The following is a 26,341-nucleotide window of genomic DNA, read 5'->3' as shown; positions in this document are numbered from 1 at the left end:
ATAAGAGTTGACTCTCACATTATTTTAAAGGGCTTATTACATGTCAGCCAATCCATCTTACTTAAATGAATTAAAACAAACGGGCGATTTTTTAACGCTTAGCCGTAATAACGAATGGCATTTAGATGCAGGTGAATTTGTTTTAGATAATGGAACTTGTGTAAATATACACGATACCGGTGTAATTGAGTTTCAACCTGCTGTCAAAACAAGCAAAGATGTAATTTATTCAAGCGCTGTACACGGTAACGAAACTGCGCCAATTGAAATTTGTGATGCGCTCATTAAACAAATTATAAAAGGTGAGCTAGTCCTTAAACAGCGTGTTTTATTTATTTATGGTAATCCACAATCAATTAATATTGGCCTGCGTTTTGTAGAAGAAAACTTAAATAGATTATTTAATGGTCACCATACAGTTGAAGGTGTACCAATGAATAATGAACGAAACCGCGCTGCAAAGCTTGAGCAATACGTAAGTGACTTTTATGCACGTGGCCAGCAAGGCAGTAGCCGATGTCATTACGACTTACACACTGCAATTAGAGGCTCTAAAAACGAAAAATTTGCTGTGTATCCATTTTTACATGGTAAGCCATGGAAAAAGTCACAGTTACAATTTTTATTGAGCTGTGGTGTAAATACCGTACTTATGATGAAATCACCCGCAACAACGTTTAGCTATTATTCGTCGTTTGTTCATGGTGCGGACTCGTTTACGGTAGAGCTGGGTCAGGTTAAGCCATTTGGCCAAAATGATATGGCCCGCTTTGAAAAAACAAAGCAAACATTAACTGCATTAATTAGCCAAAATGAAGTTAAATACCCTGATTTTAATGCAAGTGAGTTTGAGTTATTTGCAGTGCACCGCACAATTAATAGAACGCAGGATGATTTTAGTTTCCCTTTTTCTGATGATGCTGAGAACTTTACTGGCTTTGCGAAAGGTGAACTACTTGCAACCGACGGTGATACAGCGATTTACGCTGACGTTGAAGGTGAGGCTATTATATTTCCAAATGCGAGCGTAGCATTAGGCCAAAGGGCACTGCTTACCGTTATTCCAATGGATATTGATAGCAATTTCGTCTAATTAAACTCATCAGACCACTGGTGGCTTCAAGTTAACTATATGATTACTATTAATTAAAGTAACCGTATCGTTAACTTGCCACTTATTTAACCTGTATTTGCTTTTGTTTCGTCCCAGATGTGTTGAATAACACTTTACGTTAACGTAAAGTGTTGGCAGCTTTAATTAAAGATAGTGCAGATGTTGCAAAGTTTAACCAGCAACAATCACCCACAATAATAATTTAAAGGGGCACTGTTTTACCGACAACAAAAGAAGGTAGGTTATGAGTAATCCAAATAACGTATCGCTGAATATTAACCACGCGCTTGAATTTATTGATGGCCAAGCACTTAATATTCCAACCCTTAGTATTTTAACTGAGGACGGCGACATTCATCCTAGTGCAACCGCACCTGATATTTCAAAACATACCGCTATTAAGTTATATGAAACAATGCGTTTTATACGTTTGTTAGATGAACGTATGCAAGGCGCGCAGCGCCAAGGTCGTGTTAGTTTTTATATGCAATGCCTAGGCGAAGAAGCCGCAGTTACAGCCTCTGCTGCTGCACTTGATCAAGACGATATGATCATGGCTCAATATCGTGAACAAGCTGCACTACATTATCGTGGTTTTACACTCGATCAATTTATGAACCAAATGTTCTCAAATGAATTGGATTTAGGTAAAGGTCGCCAAATGCCAATCCATTATGGCTCTAAAGCGCTAAACTACATGACGATTTCATCGCCACTGGGTACGCAAATACCACAGGCCACAGGTTATGCATATGGTCAAAAAATAAAGCATATCGACGCTAAAACAGGTGAGCTTGCAAGCACAATTGATAACGTGACTATTTGTTACTTTGGTGAAGGTGCTGCATCAGAAGGTGACTTTCATGCGGGCTTAAATATGGCGGCTGTTCACAAAGCGCCGGTTATATTTTTTGCACGTAATAACGGCTATGCCATATCTACCCCTGCTGATGAGCAGTTTAAAGGCGATGGTATTGCGTCGCGTGGTGTAGGTTATGGTATTAAAACAATTCGTGTTGATGGCACAGATGCACTTGCAGTGTATGCAGCGACTAAAAAAGCACGCGAAATAGCCTCAACACAAGGTGAGCCTGTGCTTATTGAATCGATTGCTTATCGTTTAGGTGCGCACTCTACGTCAGACGATCCAAGTGGTTATCGCTCTAAAGATGAAGAAGCAAATAATCAAATCTGTCCTATTGATAAATTTAGAAAATGGTTGGTCAAGCAAGATTGGTTAAACGAAGAGGACGACATAAAAGCAAAAGAGTCGATTCGTGAAGAAATTTTAGCAGCGCTTAAGCGTGCTGAAGTTGTTGCCAAGCCTGCTTTAGAAGAATTGGTATCTGACGTTTACGATACTCCAATTCCGTTATTGCAACGTCAGTACGAGCAATTAAAAGAACATATAAAACAGCATCCAGATGCTTACCCAGTAACCGCAGGGAGAATTAAGTAATGGCTAAAATGAACATGCTCCACGCAATTAACTCTGCCCTCGATATTACGATGAACGAACACCCTCAAGCCTGTATTTTTGGCGAAGATGTTGGTTACTTCGGTGGTGTATTTAGAGCAACATCAGGCTTGCAAGAAAAGTACGGTAAGCATCGCGTTTTTAATACGCCTTTAACCGAACAAGGTATTTTAGGCTTTGCTAATGGTTTAGCGGCATTTGGTGCGCCTGCATTGGCAGAAATTCAATTTGCTGATTATATATTCCCAGCGTTCGATCAAATAGTAAATGAAGCCGCTAAATTTCGTTATCGCAGTGGTAATGAATTTAATGTTGGTAACTTAACTATTCGTACGCCTTATGGCGGTGGTATTGCTGGTGGCTTATATCACTCGCAATCACCCGAAGCTTATTTTGCACATACACCGGGCTTAAAAGTGGTTGTACCGCGTAACCCTTATCAAGCTAAGGGGTTATTACGTGCCTCTATTAAAGATGATAACCCTGTCATATTTTTTGAGCCTAAGCGTTTATATCGTGCATCAACAGGCGAAGTGCCAGAAGAAGATTATAGTATTGAATTAGGCACGGCTGAAGTAGTACAAGAGGGTACCGATATTACGCTTTTAGCGTGGGGTGCTCAAATGGAGATTATTGAAGAGGCAGCACAGCAAGCAAGCGAGCAAGGTATAAGCTGTGAAGTTATTGACCTTCGTAGTATTTTACCATGGGATGTTGAAACGATTGCTAAATCGGTTATTAAAACCGGTCGTTTAATCGTGAGCCATGAAGCGCCTATAACTAATGGCTTTGGTGCCGAAATAGCAGCAACAATACAACAAGCGTGTTTCTTGCATTTAGAGTCGCCAATTTTACGTGTATGTGGTCTAGATACACCATACCCGTTGGCACTTGAAAAAGAATACGTACCGGATGCACTAAAAGTGTTGGCTGCAATTAAACAATCAATGGATTTTTAGGGGGTACCATGGCGAAAGATTTTATATTACCCGATATTGGTGAAGGCATTGTTGAATGCGAAGTAGTTGAATGGCTAGTACAAGAAGGCGATACCGTATCTGAGGATCAGCCAATTTGTGATGTGATGACAGACAAAGCATTAGTACAAATTCCGGCAGTGCATGATGGCATTATTTCAAAGCTATATTATCAAAAAGGTGAAATTGCTAAAGTACATGCTCCTTTATTTGCTATGGATGTAACTGGTGATAGTACGAGTAATGAAGTAGTAGAAGAGCCAGTTCAAGCTGAAAATCAAGCTAACAACAATGCATCTGATGTAGTTGAGGACTTTATACTACCTGATATTGGTGAAGGTATTGTCGAATGTGAGATTGTTGATTGGTTAGTCGCAGAAGGCGATGAAATAGAAGAAGACCAAGCGGTTTGTGACGTAATGACCGACAAAGCATTAGTACAAATTCCGGCAAAATATACAGGCACAGTAAAAAAACTATATTACCAAAAAGGTGAAATAGCAAAAGTACATAGCCCGTTGTTTCAAATGACAATTGCAGGCAGTGCAGTAAAGCCAAATGTTGATATAAACCAAGCGGTCGTAAAGGCTCAAACTAATGCCGTCGCTGAAAAAGTTGCCCCAGTTGAAACGCAGCAAGCTGCAAAGGTTATCAATCAAAAAGCGGTTGCATCCCCTGCAGTTCGTCGTAAAGCACGTGAGCTAGATGTTGATTTAACCTGTGTACCAGGTAGTGGAAAAAATGGCCGTATTTACAAGCAAGATATTGAAGAGTTTGTAAAAGGCGAAGTGCCAAATACTATTGATACTTCACCGCTTAATAGCGATGCTTCTCAAAGTGCAGTACAAAACCAAACACAGAATCAAAGCGGTGGCGTACGAGTAGAGCAAATTAAAGGCATTAAAGCGGCCATGGCCAAACAAATGGTAGCTTCAGTTTCAACTATTCCGCACTTTACGTTTAGTGATGAAATAGACTTAACACAGCTTATAGCTTTGCGCAGCTCCTTAAAAGAGCAGTACAAAGCACAAGGCGTAAAGCTCACCATGATGCCATTTTTTGTAAAAGCACTCTCGCTGGCAATGAAAGAGTACCCTGTACTTAATTCAAAAGTGAATGATGATTGCTCAGAGCTTACCTATTATAACGATCATAATATTGGTATAGCGGTTGATTCAAAAATTGGCTTGTTAGTGCCTAATATTAAGTCGTGCCAGAGTAAGAGTATTGTTGATGTGGCTAATGATTTAACCCGCTTAACTCTCTCAGCGCGAGAAGGGCGTGTTGCCCCTGATGATTTAAAAGGTGGGACAATTAGCATTTCTAACATTGGTGCGATTGGCGGCACTATTGCGACCCCTATAATTAATAAACCAGAAGTAGCTATTGTTGCGCTTGGTAAACTACAGCATCTACCACGTTTTGACGAAAGTGGGCACGTTGTGAGTAAAGCGATAATGCAAGTAAGTTGGTCTGGCGATCACCGTGTTATTGATGGCGGAACGATTGCTCGCTTTAATAACCTATGGAAATCGTACTTAGAAAATCCTTCGGCAATGATGATGGCAATGAGTTAATAATATAATTGTTTAAACCTAGGGCGTGTTGATCTTTGATGATTGAATTTGCAGCAGTATGTTTGGTTTTTAGGCAAGGCAGAGCCTATGAAGAGTGGTTACTCCCCATAAGTAGGCGATAACGCAGCATAAATGCCAAACATGCGCTGCCCTTCGGGTTCTGCCTAGGGGCGATAAACTCTTTGTTGCTCGGTTTTTACTTAGCCCACTAGGTTACAAACCTCGCGCCGCGATTAAATCGCCCCTAGATTGAACAAATTACAATCCGCAAAGGTCAACACGCCCTAATAAAAAAACCAGCAATTTGCTGGTTTTTTGTTTTAAATGAGTCTGTTTTTATTTAAGATACAAGTGTTACTAAAAAGTAATAAAGTTAACCCTGTTAGGGAATATAAAAAATAACACTAAGGAAATTTCATGGAACATTATATGAACGCGCTTCGCAGCTACGCCGATTTTTCAGGCCGTAATCGCCGCAAAGCATTTTGGATGTTTTACTTAATCAACTTTTTAATCGCTTTAGCACTGGGAGTGGTTGATGAGCTAATGGGTGTAGCTGTGATTGGAACAATATATAGCTTGGCATTATTGATCCCTCAATTGAGTGCTGGCGCACGTCGCCTTCATGATACTGGTCGTTCAGGCTGGTGGCAGTTACTTTGGTTAGTGCCAGTAATTGGTTGGATTGTTTTAATTGTTTTTCTTGCACAAGACTCACATGAAGGTGAGAACGATTATGGCCCAAATCCAAAAGAACTAGCTGCAGAGCCAGCAGCCGTATAAATAAAATAAGTTAACATCCTAAAAGCTCAGCAATAGCTGAGCTTTTTTGTTTATGGTAATTTTAACTTAAAAAGTAAAGGCCATAGCCAACGGCCAAAGCAGGAATAGATGTATACACAGTCGCAATTACAGCCGCTTTAGGTGCCATTGCAATTGCAGGAAATAACGCATCACCATCATTAGATATTGCATTAGCAGTTAATGCACTAAAGGGAATAATGCCTTGAATATATAACGTAGTAACAATTATTTGCGGGCCACAACCTGGTAAAAAACCAATCACTGCAGCAATAAGTGGCGCTAAATAAGCATAATGTGCAAACCAGTTTTTTAAATCAAGCCCTGCAATATTTACTAAAATCTCAAACAACATAAACGATGCCACTACCCATGCGGTCACAAAGTGTGTGTCTTGAAGTACTTTAATAATTTTAGAAGGTGGATTACATTCATCGTCTTCTGAGGTTACTTCTTTATAGCTTTCACCTTTAGAAGAATACGCCCATATAGTTACAGTAAATAACGCCATTGCAGCACCAAAAATACTAATACTTGTGCCTGTGTATTTTCCAAATTGATCAAAGTTGACATTAAATGCAATTAAAAAAGCAATAATGAGGCTTGGAATAATAGCGAACATCCAAACGGGTTTGCTTATTTTAATTATACTAGTTGGCAATACTTTAACTTGGTGTTTTTGTTCTTGCTTTGTTGGGCGTAAAAAGTCTTTTGCATGAAGGGCGTTTACTATAACACCACAAAGCGTGCCTACTACTAAGCCAATAGCCATTATGGTTAAACCTTCAGTAGGGCGAGTGGCAAGGAGTAAAAATGCGGCATCTCCCATTGTAGCTGTTAAAACAGCAACAATAGCCCCAAAACTTGCTTGGCCTTTTGTAAACTGGGTAACCACTATTATTGCACCACCACATCCAGGAAGGGCACCTAAAACGGCAGCAAAAAATATTTCTAATACCGGCGATTTAGCACTTAAATAACTAAGTTCTAATTGAGGTAAATGCTCTATGGCGTAGTAATAAATTAATAATGTAGCAGCAACAAATACGCTAACTTGAAAAAAAGCATCGCTTAGTGCTGTTATTGTAATTTCACGAAGTGATGGCATAGCTAAGCATACCAACAAAAAAAGTGGTAATAATAAACGTTTATTTTGGCTAACAAAGCGTTTAGAAGCGGGCGTAATAAATCCTATTTGAGAGAGTAAAATCATACAGTGTTACCAATTAAATAAACTTAGTAACACTGTATATTTTAATTGAATGATAATCAATATCATTTGCATCTATTTAAATCGATTACTCTCTTTGAGTTTTTCGATGTTAAACTAATGCTACTTACGTTGAAATTCTGAGCTTGCATTCCACGTTGGCCATTGCTCTTGCTCCGAAATATCAAAGCCTACTTTATAAAACAATTGTAAGTCTTGAACAGCACCCGATAAATCCCATTCGTCACGGTAACGATCACATGGTTGATGATAACAACCGCGAAGTACTAAACTCATGCGTTTACGGTAATTAGCTGTTTCTTCATCAGCTGCGACTGTGCCACCGCCTGCGTACATGGCTGGAATGCCCATATTTGCAAATGCAAAGTGATCAGAGCGGTAATAACCACCAGATGATGGTTTAGGGTCGCCTGATATTGTTCTGCCTTGCTCTTTAGCTGCAGTTGCTAAAAACTCATCCATTTGTGATTTACCAATACCAACCACATTCATGTCTTTTACTTTGCCTAATAAATTTAAGCTATCCATGTTTATGTTAGCGACTGTTTTATTCGCTGCAATCACTGGGTTTGCTGCATAGTATTTAGAGCCAAGTAAGCCTTGCTCTTCAGCAGTTACCGCTAAAAATGTCATTGAACGGCTAGGGTGCTTAGGTAACTTAGTAAAGGCTTCAGCTACTTCAATTAGCCCAGCTGTACCCGTTGCGTTGTCATGAGCACCGTTATAAATTTGATCGCCTTTACGTGTTTTATCTGTACCTAAGTGATCCCAATGCGCCGAGTAAATAACATGCTCATTTGGTTGCTCACTTCCTGGTAACGTAGCGATAAAGTTATACGACACTGATTTTTTAATCGTATTTTTAACATTAACAGAAGCAGTTAAATCGCCCATATCAAGATGGTAAGCACCTTTAGCTGCGTTTTCTTTCGCAGTCTCAAAATCTAATCCTGCTTTAGTAAAAAGCTCTTTTGCTACGTCAGTTGTAACCCAGCCTTCAACGGCTACGCGGTCCATATTGTTGTTTTCTTTTTGAAAACCAAACTGCTCGCCACTCCACGAATTTTCAACAACCGACCATGGATATGACGCAGGTGCTGTTTCATGAATAATAATCGCACCTGCAGCACCTTGTCGACTTGCTTCTTCATATTTGTATGTCCAACGGCCGTAATAGGTCATTGCATCGCCAGTAAATAAAGCAGGGTCTTTTGTTGCAAAGCCCGGATCGTTAACAAGCATTACAACCGTTTTGCCCTTAACGTCTAAGCCTTCGTAATCATTCCAATTGTATTCAGGGGCATTAACGCCGTAGCCCACAAATACAAGTTCAGAATTTTCTATGCCTTCTTGTGCGCTAATGCGGCTGCTACCCATAACCATGTCTTTTTTATATTGATAGTCTTTACCACCAATACTAAGCACCATATTCGAATCAGCTTCTAAAGAAACCAATGGGACTTCTTGTAAGTAACTGTCGCCATTACCTGGTTTTAAACCTAAAGCTTTAAACTGCGCAGTTAAATAATCAAGCGTTAGCTTTTCGCCAGGTGATGAAGGAGCACGGCCACCAAATTCGTCCGATGCGAGTACTTTTACATGTTTAGCCAGTTCATCAGCTTGAATACTGTTATATCCATTTGTTACATCAGTCGGGGTAATACTTGTTGTTGCGCAACCTGCTAAAACAGCAGTAGCGAGGAGTGTGAGAGAGAAATAATGTTTCATGTCAGCTCTTTTTTTGTTTTAAGTTGTGATTAGTATATTAACTTCTATTAAGCAGAACCAGTTTTTGCGGTAAACTTCTCGTAAATTATAGGCATAAATTGTTAAAGGTTTAAATGAAGCGTTTTACTCCCCCCGAGCAGTGGCAAATCAGTAGTTTAGAAACAGGTGCATTTGCGCATTTACGTGAGCTATTTAAAGTTAACGAACTAACAGATTGGCCATCGCCGCAGTGGTTTTCTCCATTTTTAACTGCTATTAATGAGAATAATATTCCTATTACTTTTGAAGATGATGCAAAGGTAGACTTTGGCGAGCGGTATTATGAGCAAGTAATTTTTGAAACAGGTGTTGTACCTACACGCAGTGAAAACTGGCATGACTTATTTGGTGGGTTTATATGGTGTTTATTTCCTAAAACCAAAGCGTTAATAAACCATAGACATGTGCAAGATATAGCTGAGCATGGACTGCAACAGCGTACTAAGCATCGTAATGCACTAACGCTTTTTGATGAGTGTGGTGTTGTATTAGCTATAAGTGAGAGTAAATGGCAGCAGTGGCTTTGCGATCACCAATGGAAAACTGCATTCGTTGAACACAAACATGAGTGGGGTAAAACAATAAAACCTTTTATGTTTGGTCATGCTAATTATGAAATGCTAACAAAGCCCTATATAGGTTTAACGGGTAAAGCGTTATTTGTTTGTGTACCTAATGAAATATTTTGTAAAGATTTAGTAACTCAATACCAGTACCTTGACCAAGCCCTTTATGAGATGATTAGTACAGATAACTGCTTAGCCGATAACAAAAAGCTTTCACCACTGCCTTTATTAGGTGTGCCAGGCTGGCATGACGAAAACAAAGACGACTCTTTTTACAACAATACAGATTATTTTAGAGCGAAACGAAGGATGCGAACATGATAGAAGTTGCTGGGCTTAAAAAGAAATTCAAGCTAACTAAAGATCACAAAAAAAATAAAATAGACGACATCGATCCTCGTGAAGATAAAGACTACTTTCACTCAGTACGAGACGTTAGTTTTAGTTGCGCTAAAGGTGAGGTACTTGGATTGCTCGGCCCAAATGGTGCGGGTAAAACGACGACACTTAGAATGATTTCAACCGCGTTAAAGCCCGATGAAGGCTCAATAACTATTGCTGGAAACGATATTGTAAAAAAACCGCTACTGGGCCGTAAGTCTATTGGATTTTTATCAGGCTCTACGGGTTTGTATGGCCGCTTAACTGTAAAAGAAAACATAGAGTATTTTGCAAAGCTTCATGGCATGAACAAAAGCGATATAGCAACGCGTTGTGATGAGCTATTTACATTGCTTGATATGCATAAGTTTGTAGATAAACGGGCAGAAAACCTATCAACAGGTATGAAGCAAAAAGCAAATATTGCGCGCGCAGTTGTTCATCGCCCAGCAGTTGTGGTACTTGATGAGCCAACAACGGGCCTTGATATAATGACAACACAAACCGTTATTAAATTTATCAAAGGTTTAAAGGCGCAAGGGACGCCTGTTATTTTCTCAACCCATCATCTAGATGAAGTAGCCCTTTTATGTGACCGTGTTGCTGTAATTAACGAAGGTATTAGCTGTTTTGACGGAACAGTAGAAGAGTTTAAACAAGCAGGTAATAGTGATGAGCTTAACCAAGCGTTTATGAACATATTAACGGAGAAACATGATGTTTGAGGTATTTAAAAAGGAATTAAGAGAGTTATTACGCGATAAAAAAACGCTATTATTTGTCGTCGCGCTTCCTGTTGCTATATTTCCGTTATTGTTTGCCGTAATGGCATTTATAAGCTCGCAAGCTGCAATGGACGCTGAGCAAAAAGTAAACACTTACGCGATAATCAACGGTGAATACGCACAAGAGTTTACAGATAAAGTGTTTTATCACAAAAGTTTTGAGCTTTATAAAGGGGATAAAACCTTTAACAATATTGATGAGCTTAAAGCAGGTGTAATCGCTGGCGATATTGATATGGGTATTTATTTACCAAGTTATGCTGTGCAAACATTGGACGATGGAAAACAAAGCCAGTGGCAGGTTGTTTTTAACGATTCAAAATCTATCAACTTTTTATTCGAACGCGTTAAAGAGCTCGCAAAAGAATACAGTGACGTGCTGCAAACTCAAAAGCTAATCAGTTTTGGTATTGAAGAGTCTGTTCAAAAATCTATTCTTAATCCAATTGAAGTAATAAAAGTAGATACAGCCGATAAACGTGAAAACCTTGGCGAAAAAATTGGCGGGTTTTTACCTTACCTACTTATTCCATTAGTATTGATGGGGGCAACTTATCCCGCTATTGATTTAGGCGCTGGCGAAAAAGAACGCGGCACGCTAGAAACACTTCTACTTACACCTATTACGCGTACAGAGTTGGTGCTTGGTAAATTTATAACCTTGTTAACTACATCAATTGCCTCCACAACCATAACCGTCTTAAGTATGGGCTGTTGGATAGCATTGGCGCTCGCATTTGCCGATCTTGATTTTATTAAAGCCGCGTTTAGTACATTAGCAGTTACCGATTTACTGATGATATTTGTACTATTATTACCTGTTGCAGCTATATTTTCGGCCTTAGCTCTGGCTATATCTATCTATGCTCGCACGTTTAAAGAAGCGCAAAATTATATGGCACCACTTAGTATGGGCGTATTTTTCCCGATTATTATTTCAATAATGCCAAATATGGAACTTACTGCTAAAACAGCATTCATTCCTGTTACAAACGTAGCATTAGCAATTAAAGAAATAGTAAAAGGGACTGTTGATTACACATTTGTAGGCTTAATATTTTTAGCCACTGCAATCATTGCTGCTGGACTATTGGCATTTTGTGTTAAGTGGTTTAACAGAGAAGATGTGCTATTTAGATAATGTACATAAAGGGTTTTAAGAATATATAAAAGGTAGCTATTGCTACCTTTTATACTTTGAAGCGATTAATAGTTAAAATAGCTCATTTATTAATTTTGTAAGCCCATATTTTTTCACCCATTCATTTAAAATTCACATAAGGGTTGTGCTCTAAATAAAACTAATAATTTAGTCTTTTTATTATAAAAATTATAACGATAACTGATTAGTTGGAGGGTCCAATTCTCTCTTTAATACTCTATACTAATAACAATAAAAACTTATGGTGAAGGTAAATGTTAAAAAGGAATATTTTTTTGAATGTGACAAAAAATAATAAACTAATGCTCGTTGCAACAATAATATTTGTTCTTATAGCTTTACCATCTCTGTATTTGTTCGATCAAAAAGTAAGAAGTGATGTTTATAATTCAGCTCAAATAGAATTAAAGCGTGAACTTGAAACAAAAAGCCTTTCATTAAAAAAACATCTTAAAGACAGTGTTACCGCCATTCGCTTTTTAGATGCTACACCACCAATACAAGGCATTACCCGCGCTAAAGAAAATAAACTAATTGATCCCGTTCTTGGTACGCCAATAGATGTTTGGCAAGAGCGCTTAGCAAGCATTTTTACTGGTTTTATGCAGACCGATGACAGTATTTTGCAAGCTCGCTATATTATGCTCGAAGATGGTGGGCAAGAGATTGTTAGAGTTGACCGAAATCAACTTGGAGAGATCAATCGACTGCAAGGTCTGCAATTACAAAAAAAAGGTCAACGCGATTACATAATCAAAGCAAGCATGCTTGATAAGAAAAGTGTTTATATTTCTCCAATTAACTACAACCGTGAAAATGGACAGATACAAGAACCTTATATAAGCACTTTTCGTGTTGCTAAGCCTGTTTTTGATGAAAATAATAAAATATTTGCAATATTAGTTACTAATTACTTTGCGGATAAATTACTTGAAGATTTAACAGTTGAATCTCCACAAGGGACGCAGATTTACCTTATGAATAATGAAGGTGAATTTTTATATCATCCAAACCCTCAACTTCGATTCAGTTTTGAATTTAATAAAACTAAAACATGGTCTGAAGAATTCTCTACTGCAACTACCATGACAGACCAAGGCACTTTACCAATAAGTAATTATCCAGTGGCTTACACTTTAAAAAAACGAATTTCGTTTGAGGGTGATATAGCCATGCTACCTTTAGAGCTTGGTGTAAGTGTTGATACAAAAACATTGTTTGCAAAGGTGAATGAGAGACGTCAAAACTTTATTGCAATGTTGGTGGTGTTTTTTAGCATATTTTTAGTTATTGCTTTTTTATACCAACGTTTTATAAACCGTAAGCTGTTAATTAATTCTTTAAAAGAGCAAAACAATAAAGTAATAGAAAATTCTTTGGATGCTATTTTTACAATTGAGCAAAACGGGGAAATTGTTCACTTTAATAATACCGCTAAAGAGGTTTTTGGTAGTTCAATTTCAGGCACTAATCCTGATTTTGTCTCCCTGTTTAATTTAAACAACGCAGACACTAATTGTATACAAGAGACTATTACAAACGGTTCAAAAATGCCGTTTGAAGCAATCTACACAGATGGCAATGGCAACAAACAATATTTTTCGATTACGCTTAGCAGTATTTTTGATGTATATAATAATCGTTATCAAGTTGCGGCTATTTTAAGAAATATTAGTTCATTAAAAAATACGCAATCAGAGCTCGAAGCGTTAAACAGTACTCTGGAGCTAAAGGTTTCACAAAGGACCATTGAACTAGAGCGTGCAATTGACCAAGCATTAGCAGCAAGCCATGCAAAAAGTGACTTTGTAGCAAATATCTCTCACGAAATACGCACACCAATGAATGGCGTATTAGGGATGCTTGAAATGCTCAAAGAAGATGGCTTAACCGAACAACAATACCATTATTTAAAACTAGCAAATAGCAGTGCTAATTCATTGATGAATTTGATTAACGATATCCTTGATTTTTCTAAAATAGAAGCAGGTAAGCTTGATATTGATAATCATACATTTGATGTTGTGACAGTATGTAGCGATATGATTAGCTCTTTAGCGTTACAAGGGCAACGCAAAGGTCTTGAAGTATTTTTAGATACTAAAGATGTAGTAGACAGAATGGTTATTGGCGACAGCCATCGACTTAAACAAATTTTAATTAACCTAGTTAATAATGCGTTTAAATTTACTCATAGAGGTGAAGTAAGTTTAACTGTTGGCTCTAAGTACATTACTGACTCAAAGTTATTAATGAGCTTTACAATAAAAGATACCGGAATTGGTATAGCGCCTGAAAACATAGACAAATTATTTGAAGTATTTACGCAAGAAGACTCAAGCACGACCCGCCATTTTGGTGGTACAGGCTTAGGGTTATCTATATGTAAAAAGCTTGCTCAGTTAATGGGTGGTAATATTACGGTTATAAGTGAAAAGGGCGCGGGTAGTACCTTTACCGCAACAGTTGAGCTACACGTTGCACAAGAGAAAAAATTAAACACAGGTATAGAGCTTGCTACAAGTATCAACGTAGCTGCATTAATAGCGCGCGATAACGTTTATAAAAACGTATGCGACTTATTGTTATTAACCTGCAAAGTAAAAGCAGAAAACATTGTACGACTTGACTACTTTAGTGAGCACAAAGAGTTTGAAGCTGATTTATTATTAATTGATGATGAGCATCCTCAAATTGATGCGTTAATTGATTACTGTAAACAGTTTAATAAAAAGTATGTTTTAATTTTACGAGACATGGTGACAGATAAGCCAATCAAAACGGTATTACCTGAAGGCAGCCATATTTTAAATAAACCACTCACTCAAGATCAATTCAGTTATAAATTAGCCAGCTTATTTGGTGCTAGTAGTGACTGTATTATAGCGCCACCTAAAGGCTTGGAAGAGGAACAAGTAGAGCCTGACCTATCTGCTTATCATATATTATTAGTTGACGATAATATGATAAACATTGAAGTAGCAAAGGCGATATTAAAGCGTACTAAAGTAAAAATCACTTGTGCGTCAGACGGTGTAGAAGCATTAGAAGCATTGAGAGAAAACGAAGAGCAAGCTTTTGATGTTATATTAATGGATTGCCAAATGCCTAATTTAAACGGCTACGATACAACAAGTGAAATTAGAAATAGTAAGGCAGGGGTAGATTATACTTACATACCGATTATCGCTATGACAGCGAGTGCGATGGAAGGTGATAGAGAGCGATGTTTAGCTGCTGGAATGAACGACTACATTACAAAACCAATTAAACCAGAAACTTTAAAAGATAAGCTAATTACTTGGTTAAGTTAATCGTTTTTAAAATCAGCTGCTAGGCAGCTGATTTTTTTGGTTTGGTACTTGTTGTCGTATTAAAAGGCGTGTTAAGAATAGCTATGTCTGCGCTATCAAGTATAAATTGTGTATCTGACCAATGTAGTAATTCTATCTTTCCATCTTGCTGCTCTACAAGCGCAGTACAGCTCTCAATCCAATCACCATCGTTACAGTATATAATATCGTCATCCACTTTTATTTTGGGATGGTGAATGTGTCCACAAATAATACCATCTACGTTTTGTTTTTTAGCTTCATGAACTGCGGCATCTTCAAAGGCACTAATCGCTTCTCGTGCTTTGTGTACCCGAGCTTTTATCCATGATGCAAGCGAGTAGTAGTTACCACCAAATATTTTACGTATACGATTGGTCCAGCGATTTAAAAATAATAAAAAGTCGTATCCTGCATCCCCCGCAATACTAACAAGTTTGTTATAACGAGTCGCTGAATCAAAGTCGTCGCCGTGTATAAGTAAAAACCGTTTATTAGCTTTAGTGGTGTGAATAAACTGCTGGTGGATTTCAACACCAAATAATGTTTGATTTATATAGTTTCTAAACGCTTCATCATGATTACCGGGAATATAAATGACACGTGTACCGCTAGCTGCTTTTGTTTGTATGCAGTTTAATACTTCATAATGAGAAGGGGGCCAATAAAACTGTCGCTTCATCGACCATAAGTCAATAATATCACCCACTAAATAAAGTGTGTCAGATTCTACCGAGTTTAAAAAATCAAGTAAGTAATCAGCTTTACAATCTTTGTAACCTAAATGAACATCAGATATCCAAATGGCTGGATAATGTTGTTTTTTACGCAGTTGATTGTTTGTCATGCCCGTCATCCATAGTGTAATAATTAAACACTGTAGATAAATCTAATGACACTTATGAGACACTTTAGCGAAGCCTCCATGACAATTTATACCAAGGCACGTAATTAAAAGATTTCTATAAAGCTAGGAAAGGTGAGTCATTGAGCATCTATTATTACGCATTGCTATTAATCGCGCATAAAAAAGGCCGCATTTTAAATGCGGCCTTTTAGTCTATTTTGAGCGTGCGTGTTATTAACCTTTAACAGCCGCTTTAATTGCATCAATTGCTGTGTCTATATCAATCATTAGCTTTTCACCGGTGCGGCGGTTTTTAAGCTCAACTTTATTCTCGTCAAGGTTACGCTCACCAATCACCAGTGTAAATGGTACACCAATTAGCTCCATGTCATTAAACATAACACCAGGGCGCTCTTTACGGTCATCAAATAACACATCAAGACCTGCATCTTTTAAACCTTGGTAAAGGTTATTTGCAATATCAGGAATACGATGCGATTTGTGCATGTTCATTGGAACAATTGCTAAATCGAATGGCGCGATTGATTTTGGCCAAATGATCCCGTATTGATCGTTGTTTTGCTCAATAGCAGCAGCAACAATACGTGAAACACCAATACCGTAACAACCCATAGTCATGGTTTGGTTTTTACCGCCTTCGTTTAATACTCCCGCTTTCATCGCTTCTGAGTACTTGGTACCAAGTTGGAATATATGACCTACTTCAATACCGCGTTTAATTTGTAAAACGCCTTGGCCACATGGGCTCATATCGCCTTCAACAATATTACGAATATCAGCAACTTCGTAATCAGTTACGTCACGATCCCAGTTAATACCGCTGTAATGCTCGTCGTCTTTATTAGCACCGGCAACAAAATCAGCAAGGATATTAGCGGCTCTATCAACAATAATAGGCATAGATAAGCCGACCGGGCCTAAGGAGCCAGGTTTTGCACCAATAGCAGCAACAATATCTGCCTCTGTTGCCATTTCAAGCGGAGAGTCTACTAATGGGTGCTTTTCAGCTTTTAATTCATTTAAATCATGATCGCCACGAAGTACAAGCGCCACTAAACCACGTGCATCGTTTTCATTAGGTGCACCGTAAACAATTAAGGTTTTAACACCACGATGAGGTTTTACACCGTAATGCTTTTTAAGCTCATTAATTGTTTTAGCGTCAGGAGTAGGGAATGCTTTTAACTCTTTACTTGCTTCTGGGCGTGGATCGTTTGGCGCTAGTGCTTCTGCTTTTTCAATATTAGCTGCGTAATCACTGCCATCACTAAATGCAATTGCATCTTCGCCCGACTCAGCAAGTACATGAAACTCGTGCGATAGGCTACCACCAATAGACCCAGTATCAGCAAGTACAGGGCGGTAATCAAGGCCTAAACGCTCAAAAATGTTACAGTATGCTTTGTGCATCGCTTGATAAGTTGCATCTAAACACTCTTCACTTAAGTGAAAAGAGTAGGCATCTTTCATTGTAAATTCACGAGCTCGCATAACACCAAAGCGAGGGCGACGTTCGTCGCGTACTTTAGTTTGTACTTGATATAAGGTAACTGGTAACTGCTTGTAGCTGCTTATTTCTTTACGTACGAAATCAGTTATTACTTCTTCGTGTGTTGGACCAAGTGCAAACGTACGGTTATGACGGTCTGTAAAGCGCATAAGCTCAGGACCAAATTCATTCCAACGGCCAGACTCTTCCCACAAATCAGCAGGTTGAATTACAGGCATTAGCATTTCAATAGCACCTGCTTTGTCCATCTCTTCACGTACAATGTTTTCTACTTTACGTAGCACACGTAAACCAGAGGGTAACCAAGTGTATAAACCCGAAGCGACGCGACGGATCATACCGGCTCTAAGCATTAACTGATGCGATACGATTTCAGCATCTGATGGCGTTTCTTTAAGTGTTGCGAGTATATATTGGCTTGTACGCATGTTTTTTCCGAAATAGAGTAATTATGTTCTTTTAATAGAGCTTAAGTTTAACAGCGGATGCTTTTACACTAAAGCGCTAAGTGAGTTATTTAGTTTTTTTCTATGTTTGTTACTACGTTATGCTCGCCATTGACTTGCCAGCGAATATTATAATTGTACAAAGTCATACCATAGCTTTGCTCGCCGTCTTTTTGTTTTTTATAGGCAGGGCGGGGATCTTGTTTTAAAACATTAGCTATAAAATCATGTAAATCTGGGTATTGTGTTTGCGCATTAACAAACTCAATTGCCTGAGGGCTAAATTCAACCGTCATTTGTGTTTCTGGGCGTGTATCTGCAAAGCCAGCACTGGCGTCAAACATTGCATCTGAATAGGGTAAGTACGGTTTAATATCGATAATGGGTGTGCCATCAAGTAAATCAATGCCAGCGAGTAATAAACTAAGTTGTCCATTTTTATACTCGATACCTTCAAGTTTTACTGCGCTCATACCAATCGCGTTTGGTCTAAATGTAGCGCGGGTAGCAAATACACCTTTTCGCTCATTGCCACCTAAACGAGGTGGGCGCACCATAGCAGAATAACCTTTATCGGCCGTTTCATGAAAACGAAATAACAACCAAATATGAGTAAATTCATCTAAACCACGTACAAACTCTTCGCGATTAAAATCAGGTGCAAAAATAAGTTTTGCCTTGGCTTGTGGCACTAAACGAGGCTGCCTAGGTATAGCAAACTTTTGTTTATAAGGAGATTCAATGTGGCCAATAGCCGAAATGGTATAATCGCTCATAGTACTCGGGTACAAATAAAATAGAGCGCTATTCTACCTGCATTTAGTATTTATGGCATTAGTGTAAGTAAGTTTATTGCTTATAGACCAAGCGGTTCAAAATCATTTATTAGACTGAGTGGTTTATATTTTGTATTAATGTATTTAAAAAGGACCTAAAACAAAAAAGGGCAAGCTCATAAGCTTACCCCTCTCATACATGTTAAAGATTAATTAAAACATGTATTGAACTGATACAGATGCTACATCCATGTCTGGATCAATATCGTCATCAAGTTTGTAGCGTTCGTACTCTAAACGAAACTGTACATTTGTTGTAAGTGCGTATTCAATACCCGCACCGTAAAATGCATCACCACCATCTGTAGACGCTGTTACACCACCTACTGGTAAATCTTGTGTGTAATCTGCATCCCACTCAAGCCAACCGCCTTTTGCATATACCGAAAAGCTTTCTGTTATTGGGTAGCCCAAACGTGCGGCAAGCGATACGCCATCAATTTCAGCTTTGCTGTCTATATCACTTACTTCATCAAAGTTTTGATAAGCAAGTTCTAAGCTTAGGTATTCGTTAAACTGAGTACCAATATAGCCTTTAAGCATTTGTGCATCGTCGTCAAAGTCAGTGTCGTTGTCACTGTCTTCAAATTCAAAAGAATATTGACCGTAACCGATACCAGTATAAATACGTGGAGAATCGAAATCAGAAATGTCAGCGTGTGCTGCAGAGTTAAAACCCAGTGTTGCTAGTGCAATAGCTGAAAGAGAAAGTGTTTTAATCATTGAATAGCTCCTTTACAAAAAATAATCAAATGCTTGATTTCATTAATCAAACTTCAATTACTTACTTGCAGCGAGCGTGCCAATATTAAAATGGATTAAAAACACGCCATAATTAGTTCTTTTGTATTGGTTTTTACATTATTTAGCGTGTTTTATAATCAAAGTGAACTTTTGTGTAATCGTGTACTCTAAAATAAGTTGTATGTTTTACAAAGTATAATGAGTTTTTTACATAGCCTTACTTTATTTAAATTACTAATTAGACTTCGTGAAGTAAGTTTTCTGTTTCAATTGCTATTTCTTTCATTTTTATAGCGTAATTTTCTAATTTAATGTCTTCATCGGTCACTGCTTTAAACGAAGGCACTTCTATTGGGTAGCCCGTTTCATCCATTGCAATAAAGCTGATAACACAATGGTTTGTTTCAACCATATTTTGCGTTTTTGGATCGCCACACCTAACTTGAATAAATATTTGCATGCTACTTCTACCCGTATGGGCAATTTTAGCTTCTACTTCGACTATTTGACCCACTAAAATAGGGCGTCTAAATTTAACACCCGCAACCGAAACAGTTACGCAGTAATGACCACTCCAACCTGCAGCGCACGCATAACCTGCTTGGTCAATCCACTTCATGACGGCCCCACCATGAACTTTACCACCAAAATTAACATCAGTAGGCTCTGCTAAAAAACGAAAAATAACTTTTGACAACGGCATAAATAACACTCTTATTATTAAAACTACTATTAGCATAACGTAAAAAAGGGGCCGAAGCCCCTGCAATTTAGGATATGTTTATAATTTATATGTAAAAAACGTAGTTATATAGCTATACAGCGCATAATTTAGTTACATATTAGGATAATTTGGCCCACCTGCACCTTCAGGTGTTACCCATGTAATGTTTTGGCTTGGGTCTTTAATATCGCAGGTTTTACAGTGCACACAGTTTTGGGCATTAATAACAAACTCTTTATTGCCTGCAATTTCTTGTACTTCGTAAACGCCTGCTGGGCAATAACGTTGTGCGGGTTCATCAAATTTAACTAAATTTACGTTAATAGGAATTGACGCATCTTTAAGCTTTAAATGACACGGCTGTGATTCTTCGTGGTTAGTATTTGATAAAAACACACTTGAGAGTTTATCAAAGCTAAGGTGTCCATCTGGTTTTGGATACGCAATTTTGTCAGCGGCGTTAGCATCAACAAGGGTAGAGTGATCGGGCGTATTATCTTTAAATGTAAACGGTAAACCGCCATTAAAAATATTTTGATCAAGCGTGTTATACGCACCACCTAAAAATTTACCGAGCTTGTGCATTGCAGGGCCAAAGTTACGAGATTGATATAACTCTTTATATGCCCACGATTGCTCAAACGCAGTTTGATAATGAGTTAAATCGGTATTTGCCAACTCATTTTGCAATGCTTCAAAAATAACTTCAGCGGCAACCATTCCCGATTTCATTGCAGTGTGATTACCTTTAATTTTTGCAAAATTAAGTGTGCCTGCATCGCATCCTACAAGTAGGCCACCTGCAAAATGCATTTTTGGTAATGAATGTAAACCGCCCTTAGCAATAGCACGCGCACCGTAAGCAACACGTTCAGCGCCTTCAAGTACGTTTTTAAATACTGGATGGTGCTTCATTCGCTGAAACTCATCGAACGGGCTTAAATGAGGGTTTGAGTAATTTAAATCAACAATTAAACCCACAACAACTTGGTTGTTTTCACTGTGATACATAAATGCACCACCATTAGTATCGCCGCTAAGTGGCCAACCTGTACCATGAACAACTTTGCCAAGCTCATGCTTACTTTCATCAATTTGCCAAATTTCTTTAAAGCCTAAACCGTAATGCTGCGGCGATGAATCTGCATCAAGTGCAAACTCATTAATTAGCTGCTTACCTAAATGACCTCGGCAACCTTCGGCAAAAATAGTGTATTTTGCACGAAGCTCCATGCCTGGCATGTAACCGTCTTTTTCATTACCATCTTTGTCTACACCCATATCGCCAGTAATAATGCCTTTTACTGCTTCATCTTCAATTATTAAAGCGTGTGCGCTAAATCCTGGAAATATCTCTACGCCTAAGCTCTCAGCTTGCTCTGCAAGCCATCGACATACATTGCCCATAGATACAATGTAGTTACCATCATTATGAAATGTTTTTGGTGTAGCAAAGTAGGGGATTGATGTCGCTTTTTGCTCGTTATTAAACCAATAAATTTCATCGTTAGTTACTTTGGTTGTAACCGGTGCGCCAAGCTCTTGCCAATTAGGTAGTAGTTCATCCAAAGCTTTGGTTTCAAAAACAGCACCAGAGAGTACATGTGCACCTACTTCAGAACCTTTTTCGACTACGCAAATCATGCACTCTTGTTGTTTTTCTTGTGCTAATTGCGCGAGTTTAATTGCACTTGAAAGCCCAGCAGGGCCTGCACCAACAATTACTACATCAAATTCCATGGTTTCACGTTCGACCATAATAACCTCTTTATCTATGACGGACTTATTTGAATGTTTACTACGCATTTAAATAAGGTGTACAGCCTATTTATAACCTTGCAAATTAAACGTTACAGACTGTGAATAGTTAAAGGTTATTTTAGGTTGACGTTTACGTCAACAGGAAGTAGTCTAATTTCATAAAATAAATAGGTTGACGTGCACGTTACCTTGTAGGTTTAAATAATTATGGAGTTCCTATGAAAGTTCTCGTACCAATAAAAAGAGTGATTGATTACAACGTAAAAGCACGCGTTAAAAGTGATAACAGCGACGTTGATTTAACCAACGTTAAAATGGCAATGAACCCGTTTTGTGAGATTGCTATAGAAGAAGCAATTCGCCTTAAAGAAGCCGGTACCGCCACTGAAGTGGTTGCCGTAACTATTGGTCCAAAAGCATCACAAGAACAATTACGCACAGCATTAGCATTGGGCGCTGACAAAGCCATTCACATCGAAACCGATGAAAAGCTCGAGTCACTTCATATTGCAAAGTTACTCGCTAAAATTGTAGAGCAAGAAACGCCTGAACTTGTCATTTTAGGTAAGCAGTCAATTGACTCAGATAATAATCAAACAGGTCAAATGCTTGCTGCATTAACTAATCGCGGGCAGGGTACATTTGCATCAAAAGTAGTTATTGAAAATGGCAAAGTAAACGTAACACGCGAAGTTGATGGCGGGCTGCAAACGGTAGCACTTAACTTACCGGCGGTTGTTACAACTGATTTACGCTTGAATGAGCCTCGCTATGCATCACTGCCAAATATTATGAAAGCCAAACGTAAGCCGCTTGAAGTAATAGCAGCAGATTCGCTTGGTGTTGATTTAACACCGCGTATGCAATTAATAAGTGTAGAAGAGCCAGCTAAACGCACCGCAGGAATTATTGTTGAAGACGTAGCGCAGCTTGTAGAAAAATTAAAAACAGAGGCAAAGGTGATTTAAATGAAAACACTCGTAATTGCAGAGCACGACAACGGTGCCTTAAAACCAGAAACCTCAAAAACTATTAACGCCGCAGTAAAAATGGGTTTTTCTATTGATGTACTAATTGCAGGTAACAACTTAAGCGCAATGAGCTCACAAGTTGCCAGCATTGATGGCGTAGCTAATGTTTTAGTTGCCGATAATAGCGTTTATGAACATCAGTTAGCTGAGAGCATGAGCGATTTAGTTTTATCAATTAGCGACAACTACAGCCACATTGTTGCAAGTGCTACTACAACGGGCAAAAACTTTATGCCACGTGTTGCCGCGCTATTAGATGTTGCGCAAATTTCTGAAATTATCGCAGTAGTGGAAGCTGATACATTTAAACGACCTATTTATGCAGGTAATGCAATCGCCACGGTTAAATCACTCGACAGTAAAAAAGTAATTACTGTGCGTGCTAGTAGCTTCGATTTACAAGGTGAGCAATCAGCTGCTGCTATAACAAGTATTGATACAGTATCAGATTCACAATTAAGCAGCTTTGTAAGTGTTGAGCAAACCGAATCAGAACGCCCTGAGCTTACAGCAGCTAGTGTGGTCATATCGGGTGGTCGCGGTATGCAAAACGGCGAAAACTTTGCATTACTTAATGGTATTGCCGATAAACTAGGTGCAGCTATTGGTGCATCGCGTGCAGCAGTTGATGCAGGCTTTGTACCTAACGACATGCAAGTAGGGCAAACAGGTAAAATTGTAGCACCTAACTTATATATTGCAGTAGGTATCAGCGGTGCTATTCAGCATTTAGCCGGCATGAAAGACTCAAAAGTAATCGTCGCGATTAATAAAGACCCAGACGCACCTATTTTTCAAGTTGCAGATTACGGGTTAGTGGCTGATTTGTTTGAAGTACTGCCACAGTTAGAGAGTGCTTTATAGCCTTTAAATAAACAAACTTATTCTGGTTGAAAGCCGTGGTGCTCATTGAGTGCTGCGGCTTTTTTATACGGTTAATTCAAGACACAAAAAAACCAGCCAATTGGCTGGTTTTTACGGCTAACTTAGTATTAGTAAGTTGCGCTGCCTTTAGTACGAGGGAAGGCAATAACGTCACGTACGTTGCCCATACCTGTTACGTAAGCAACTAAGCGTTCAAAGCCTAAACCAAAGCCTGAGTGCGGCACGCTACCGTATTTACGTAAATCGCGGTACCAGCTGTAATCTTCTTTGTTTAAGCCCATTTCTTCTAAGCGTGCATCAAGCACATCAAGGCGTTCTTCACGTTGTGAACCGCCAATGATCTCACCAATACCAGGTGCTACAACGTCCATTGCGGCAACAGTTTTACCGTCTTCGTTTTGACGCATGTAGAATGCTTTAATGTCACGTGGGTAGTTTTTAATAACTACCGGTGCTTTAAAGTGCTCTTCAGCTAAGTAACGCTCGTGCTCAGACTGTAAGTCTACACCCCATTCAACAGCGTACTCAAACTTTTTGCCACAGTTTTTAAGGATTTCTACAGCGTCTGTGTAGTCAACTTGTGCAAAGTCTTTATCTACAAATTCTTCTAAACGCGTAATTGCGGTTTTTTCTACACGTTGTGCAAAAAATTCCATATCATCACGGCGCTCTTCAAGTACGGCTTTAAACACATACTTAAGCATGTTTTCAGCAAGTTTTGCTATGTCTTCTAAATCTGCAAACGCTACTTCAGGCTCTACCATCCAAAATTCTGCAAGGTGGCGAGATGTATTTGAATTCTCTGCACGGAATGTAGGGCCAAATGTATAAATTTTTGACATTGCAGACGCGTAAGTTTCGCCATTTAACTGACCAGATACAGTAAGGAATGCTTCTTTACCGAAGAAATCTTCGCTGTAATCAACATCGCCTTTATCTGTAAGCGGTAAGTTTTGCATATCAAGCGTAGATACACGGAACATTTCGCCAGCGCCTTCACAGTCACTTGCCGTAATGATTGGCGTGCTGATCCAGTAAAAGCCTTGCTCGTGGTAAAAACGGTGAATAGCTTGTGCTAAACAGTTACGTACACGAGTTACCGCGCCAATCATATTTGTACGAGGGCGAAGGTGAGCGTGCTCACGTAAGTACTCAATGCTGTGGCGCTTAGCCGACATTGGGTATGAATCTGGGTTTTCTACCCAACCTAACACAGTCACAGAGTTAGCTTGAATTTCGTAAGATTGACCTTGGCCAGCAGATTGAACTAAAACACCAGTAACCGACACAGAACAACCGGCTGTTAAGCTAGTAACTTCATCATAATTATTCAGTGAATTAGGAACTACCGCTTGAATAGGATCAAAACACGAACCGTCATGAACGGCTAAAAATGAAATTCCTGCTTTTGAATCGCGGCGAGTACGGATCCAGCCTTTAATTGTTACTTGGCTGTCTACCGCAACATTGCCTTTTAATAGCTCTGAAATCGCTAAATGGCTCATCTTCACTCCAATGATATAAGTTGCCTAACTATTTTATTTTAACTGTGCGCAACACGCGGGCATAAATTGCACATAAACGGCGCTGCACTTGAACCTTGTATCTTACCTAGTAAAGTTAAATAAAAAAACTATTGTGGGCAACTCTTTAAAAGTTTTTATGCATGCGGTTTATTTTTAAACAGTTTTTAGAGTTTAATTGCCACTATTATGATTTGTTGCTCTGAAATTTAATGATTTTGTGGCATTATTAACATCCAAACTAAATTAATATTTATTCACCCTTAAAAAATCGATGCTATGAAACAAGTTTTTATTTTACGAGGACTACCAGGAAGTGGTAAGTCTTACTACGCGCAAAGCCTTGCTGACGAATTAGGTGGAGCCGACGAAAGTCAGTATCTAATTTGCTCAACTGATGATTACTTTAATAATGAGCAGGGCGAATATCATTTTGATAAATTTAAGTTACCACAATTTCATAATTTAAATTTGGCGCGCTTTATAAATGCACTTGCTCAAGGCATTCCATTGGTGATTGTAGATAACACCAATATTAAAAAATGGGAATTTATAGCCTACTCTCAAGCTGCCGTTGCTTTAGGTTATCAAGTAAAAGAAGTGATAGTGGGTGAAGTAAAAGACAAAGCTATGCAGCACCTATACGCTAAACGAAACTCACATAATGTGCCGCTAAAAACAATAAGTAAAATGGCCTACATGTTTGAGTGGTAGTGCTGAATTTTAGACAGCACGTCTAAATTATTTTGAGTTATAGCATCAAAATGAGCAGTGATTTTATCATTGCTCCAATCTCACCAAGCTATATCTAGCAGCGTATTTATTGTTTTATCGTCAAATATA

The 26,341-nt window shown here is 38.6% G+C and carries 21 protein-coding genes; 12 read left to right on the top strand and 9 right to left on the bottom strand.

The window, feature by feature from the left end:
* Positions 1-40: 40 nt before the first annotated feature.
* The 5 genes from astE to JG479_RS08260 all read left to right on the top strand — a co-directional run bounded on the left by astE (position 41) and on the right by JG479_RS08260 (position 5,928).
* Entirely contained in the window at positions 41-1,093 is a 1,053-nt protein-coding gene (gene astE / locus JG479_RS08280; protein ID WP_149602584.1) for a succinylglutamate desuccinylase, read from the top strand.
* Between the two features lie 265 nt (positions 1,094-1,358).
* Positions 1,359-2,573 (top strand): thiamine pyrophosphate-dependent dehydrogenase E1 component subunit alpha, encoded by a 1,215-nt coding sequence (locus tag JG479_RS08275; RefSeq protein ID WP_193226497.1) that lies wholly within the window; start codon positions 1,359-1,361, stop codon positions 2,571-2,573.
* Entirely contained in the window at positions 2,573-3,550 is a 978-nt protein-coding gene (locus JG479_RS08270) for an alpha-ketoacid dehydrogenase subunit beta (RefSeq protein ID WP_002962936.1), read from the top strand. Before JG479_RS08275 ends, JG479_RS08270 begins: the two co-directional genes overlap by 1 nt.
* 8 nt (positions 3,551-3,558) lie before the next feature.
* On the top strand, positions 3,559-5,145 hold the full coding sequence (locus JG479_RS08265; RefSeq protein ID WP_200218640.1) for a dihydrolipoyllysine-residue acetyltransferase: 1,587 nt from the start codon (positions 3,559-3,561) through the stop codon (positions 5,143-5,145).
* Between the two features lie 417 nt (positions 5,146-5,562).
* Positions 5,563-5,928, top strand: coding sequence for a DUF805 domain-containing protein (locus JG479_RS08260; protein ID WP_138489106.1), 366 nt, complete (start codon positions 5,563-5,565; stop codon positions 5,926-5,928).
* A 61-nt stretch (positions 5,929-5,989) separates the two neighbouring features.
* Here the strand turns inward: JG479_RS08260 and JG479_RS08255 are convergent, their stop codons facing one another.
* A complete protein-coding gene (locus JG479_RS08255) occupies positions 5,990-7,159 on the bottom strand; it encodes a putative manganese transporter (protein WP_200218637.1) in 1,170 nt (389 codons plus the stop codon).
* Positions 7,160-7,279: 120 nt separating this feature from the next.
* Positions 7,280-8,905 carry a M28 family metallopeptidase gene (locus JG479_RS08250; protein WP_200218633.1) on the bottom strand — a complete coding sequence of 542 codons (1,626 nt, stop codon included), beginning with the start codon at positions 8,903-8,905 and terminating at the stop codon, positions 7,280-7,282.
* 113 nt (positions 8,906-9,018) lie between these two features.
* On the opposite strand from JG479_RS08250, the gene JG479_RS08245 reads away from it, so the two are divergent.
* From JG479_RS08245 to JG479_RS08230, 4 genes are all read left to right on the top strand, one after another.
* Complete coding sequence (locus tag JG479_RS08245; RefSeq protein WP_039487953.1) at positions 9,019-9,831, top strand: DUF3025 domain-containing protein; 813 nt, start codon at positions 9,019-9,021, stop codon at positions 9,829-9,831.
* A complete protein-coding gene (locus tag JG479_RS08240) occupies positions 9,828-10,616 on the top strand; it encodes an ABC transporter ATP-binding protein (RefSeq protein WP_165743220.1) in 789 nt (262 codons plus the stop codon). Before JG479_RS08245 ends, JG479_RS08240 begins: the two co-directional genes overlap by 4 nt.
* Complete coding sequence (locus tag JG479_RS08235; protein ID WP_200220326.1) at positions 10,609-11,817, top strand: ABC transporter permease; 1,209 nt, start codon at positions 10,609-10,611, stop codon at positions 11,815-11,817. Before JG479_RS08240 ends, JG479_RS08235 begins: the two co-directional genes overlap by 8 nt.
* 323 nt (positions 11,818-12,140) lie before the next feature.
* A complete protein-coding gene (locus tag JG479_RS08230) occupies positions 12,141-15,152 on the top strand; it encodes an ATP-binding protein (RefSeq protein ID WP_442793209.1) in 3,012 nt (1,003 codons plus the stop codon).
* A gap of 19 nt (positions 15,153-15,171) precedes the next feature.
* On the opposite strand, the gene JG479_RS08225 is transcribed toward JG479_RS08230, so the two are convergent.
* The 6 genes from JG479_RS08225 to JG479_RS08200 all read right to left on the bottom strand — a co-directional run bounded on the left by JG479_RS08225 (position 15,172) and on the right by JG479_RS08200 (position 22,056).
* Positions 15,172-16,017, bottom strand: a complete 846-nt coding sequence (locus JG479_RS08225) for a UDP-2,3-diacylglucosamine diphosphatase (RefSeq protein WP_039487950.1) — start codon at positions 16,015-16,017, stop codon at positions 15,172-15,174.
* 234 nt (positions 16,018-16,251) lie between these two features.
* Positions 16,252-17,976: a proline--tRNA ligase gene (locus JG479_RS08220; protein WP_138489103.1), complete on the bottom strand. Its 1,725-nt coding sequence runs from the start codon at positions 17,974-17,976 to the stop codon at positions 16,252-16,254.
* Between the two features lie 89 nt (positions 17,977-18,065).
* On the bottom strand, positions 18,066-18,770 hold the full coding sequence (gene tsaA / locus JG479_RS08215; RefSeq protein WP_039487947.1) for a tRNA (N6-threonylcarbamoyladenosine(37)-N6)-methyltransferase TrmO: 705 nt from the start codon (positions 18,768-18,770) through the stop codon (positions 18,066-18,068).
* A 213-nt stretch (positions 18,771-18,983) separates the two neighbouring features.
* Positions 18,984-19,553: an outer membrane beta-barrel protein gene (locus JG479_RS08210; RefSeq protein ID WP_002961225.1), complete on the bottom strand. Its 570-nt coding sequence runs from the start codon at positions 19,551-19,553 to the stop codon at positions 18,984-18,986.
* Between the two features lie 259 nt (positions 19,554-19,812).
* Positions 19,813-20,277, bottom strand: a complete 465-nt coding sequence (locus tag JG479_RS08205) for an acyl-CoA thioesterase (RefSeq protein WP_200218627.1) — start codon at positions 20,275-20,277, stop codon at positions 19,813-19,815.
* Between the two features lie 132 nt (positions 20,278-20,409).
* Entirely contained in the window at positions 20,410-22,056 is a 1,647-nt protein-coding gene (locus JG479_RS08200) for an electron transfer flavoprotein-ubiquinone oxidoreductase (protein WP_200220308.1), read from the bottom strand.
* 221 nt (positions 22,057-22,277) lie between these two features.
* Here JG479_RS08200 and JG479_RS08195 point away from each other — a divergent pair, with 221 nt between their 5' ends.
* Entirely contained in the window at positions 22,278-23,027 is a 750-nt protein-coding gene (locus tag JG479_RS08195) for an electron transfer flavoprotein subunit beta/FixA family protein (protein ID WP_182715514.1), read from the top strand.
* Entirely contained in the window at positions 23,028-23,954 is a 927-nt protein-coding gene (locus JG479_RS08190; protein WP_200220307.1) for an electron transfer flavoprotein subunit alpha/FixB family protein, read from the top strand. It begins immediately after the preceding gene.
* 128 nt (positions 23,955-24,082) lie between these two features.
* Here the strand turns inward: JG479_RS08190 and asnS are convergent, their stop codons facing one another.
* Positions 24,083-25,480, bottom strand: coding sequence for an asparagine--tRNA ligase (asnS, locus tag JG479_RS08185; protein ID WP_002961230.1), 1,398 nt, complete (start codon positions 25,478-25,480; stop codon positions 24,083-24,085).
* A gap of 297 nt (positions 25,481-25,777) precedes the next feature.
* On the opposite strand from asnS, the gene JG479_RS08180 reads away from it, so the two are divergent.
* Positions 25,778-26,212 (top strand): ATP-binding protein, encoded by a 435-nt coding sequence (locus JG479_RS08180; RefSeq protein ID WP_002961231.1) that lies wholly within the window; start codon positions 25,778-25,780, stop codon positions 26,210-26,212.
* Positions 26,213-26,341: the final 129 nt, after the last annotated feature.

It is taken from the genome of Pseudoalteromonas sp. LC2018020214 (assembly GCF_016598755.1).
GTDB classification, from domain to species: Bacteria; Pseudomonadota; Gammaproteobacteria; order Enterobacterales; family Alteromonadaceae; genus Pseudoalteromonas; species Pseudoalteromonas distincta.
The sequence above is the reverse complement of the archived record's forward strand: the minus strand, read 5'-3'. Positions and strand labels throughout refer to the sequence as shown.

Coding starts and splice junctions, on each gene's coding strand:
- JG479_RS08275 (WP_193226497.1), top strand. CDS start 1,359: ATGAGTAATCCAAATAACGTATCGCTGAATATTAACCACGCGCTTGAA.
- JG479_RS08245 (WP_039487953.1), top strand. CDS start 9,019: ATGAAGCGTTTTACTCCCCCCGAGCAGTGGCAAATCAGTAGTTTAGAA.
- JG479_RS08270 (WP_002962936.1), top strand. CDS start 2,573: ATGGCTAAAATGAACATGCTCCACGCAATTAACTCTGCCCTCGATATT.
- asnS (WP_002961230.1), bottom strand. CDS start 25,480: ATGAGCCATTTAGCGATTTCAGAGCTATTAAAAGGCAATGTTGCGGTA.
- JG479_RS08260 (WP_138489106.1), top strand. CDS start 5,563: ATGGAACATTATATGAACGCGCTTCGCAGCTACGCCGATTTTTCAGGC.
- JG479_RS08195 (WP_182715514.1), top strand. CDS start 22,278: ATGAAAGTTCTCGTACCAATAAAAAGAGTGATTGATTACAACGTAAAA.
- JG479_RS08205 (WP_200218627.1), bottom strand. CDS start 20,277: ATGCCGTTGTCAAAAGTTATTTTTCGTTTTTTAGCAGAGCCTACTGAT.
- JG479_RS08265 (WP_200218640.1), top strand. CDS start 3,559: ATGGCGAAAGATTTTATATTACCCGATATTGGTGAAGGCATTGTTGAA.
- JG479_RS08180 (WP_002961231.1), top strand. CDS start 25,778: ATGAAACAAGTTTTTATTTTACGAGGACTACCAGGAAGTGGTAAGTCT.
- JG479_RS08225 (WP_039487950.1), bottom strand. CDS start 16,017: ATGACAAACAATCAACTGCGTAAAAAACAACATTATCCAGCCATTTGG.
- JG479_RS08210 (WP_002961225.1), bottom strand. CDS start 19,553: ATGATTAAAACACTTTCTCTTTCAGCTATTGCACTAGCAACACTGGGT.
- JG479_RS08190 (WP_200220307.1), top strand. CDS start 23,028: ATGAAAACACTCGTAATTGCAGAGCACGACAACGGTGCCTTAAAACCA.
- tsaA (WP_039487947.1), bottom strand. CDS start 18,770: ATGAGCGATTATACCATTTCGGCTATTGGCCACATTGAATCTCCTTAT.
- JG479_RS08240 (WP_165743220.1), top strand. CDS start 9,828: ATGATAGAAGTTGCTGGGCTTAAAAAGAAATTCAAGCTAACTAAAGAT.
- JG479_RS08250 (WP_200218633.1), bottom strand. CDS start 8,905: ATGAAACATTATTTCTCTCTCACACTCCTCGCTACTGCTGTTTTAGCA.
- JG479_RS08255 (WP_200218637.1), bottom strand. CDS start 7,159: ATGATTTTACTCTCTCAAATAGGATTTATTACGCCCGCTTCTAAACGC.
- astE (WP_149602584.1), top strand. CDS start 41: ATGTCAGCCAATCCATCTTACTTAAATGAATTAAAACAAACGGGCGAT.
- JG479_RS08235 (WP_200220326.1), top strand. CDS start 10,609: ATGTTTGAGGTATTTAAAAAGGAATTAAGAGAGTTATTACGCGATAAA.
- JG479_RS08220 (WP_138489103.1), bottom strand. CDS start 17,976: ATGCGTACAAGCCAATATATACTCGCAACACTTAAAGAAACGCCATCA.
- JG479_RS08230 (WP_442793209.1), top strand. CDS start 12,141: ATGCTCGTTGCAACAATAATATTTGTTCTTATAGCTTTACCATCTCTG.
- JG479_RS08200 (WP_200220308.1), bottom strand. CDS start 22,056: ATGGTCGAACGTGAAACCATGGAATTTGATGTAGTAATTGTTGGTGCA.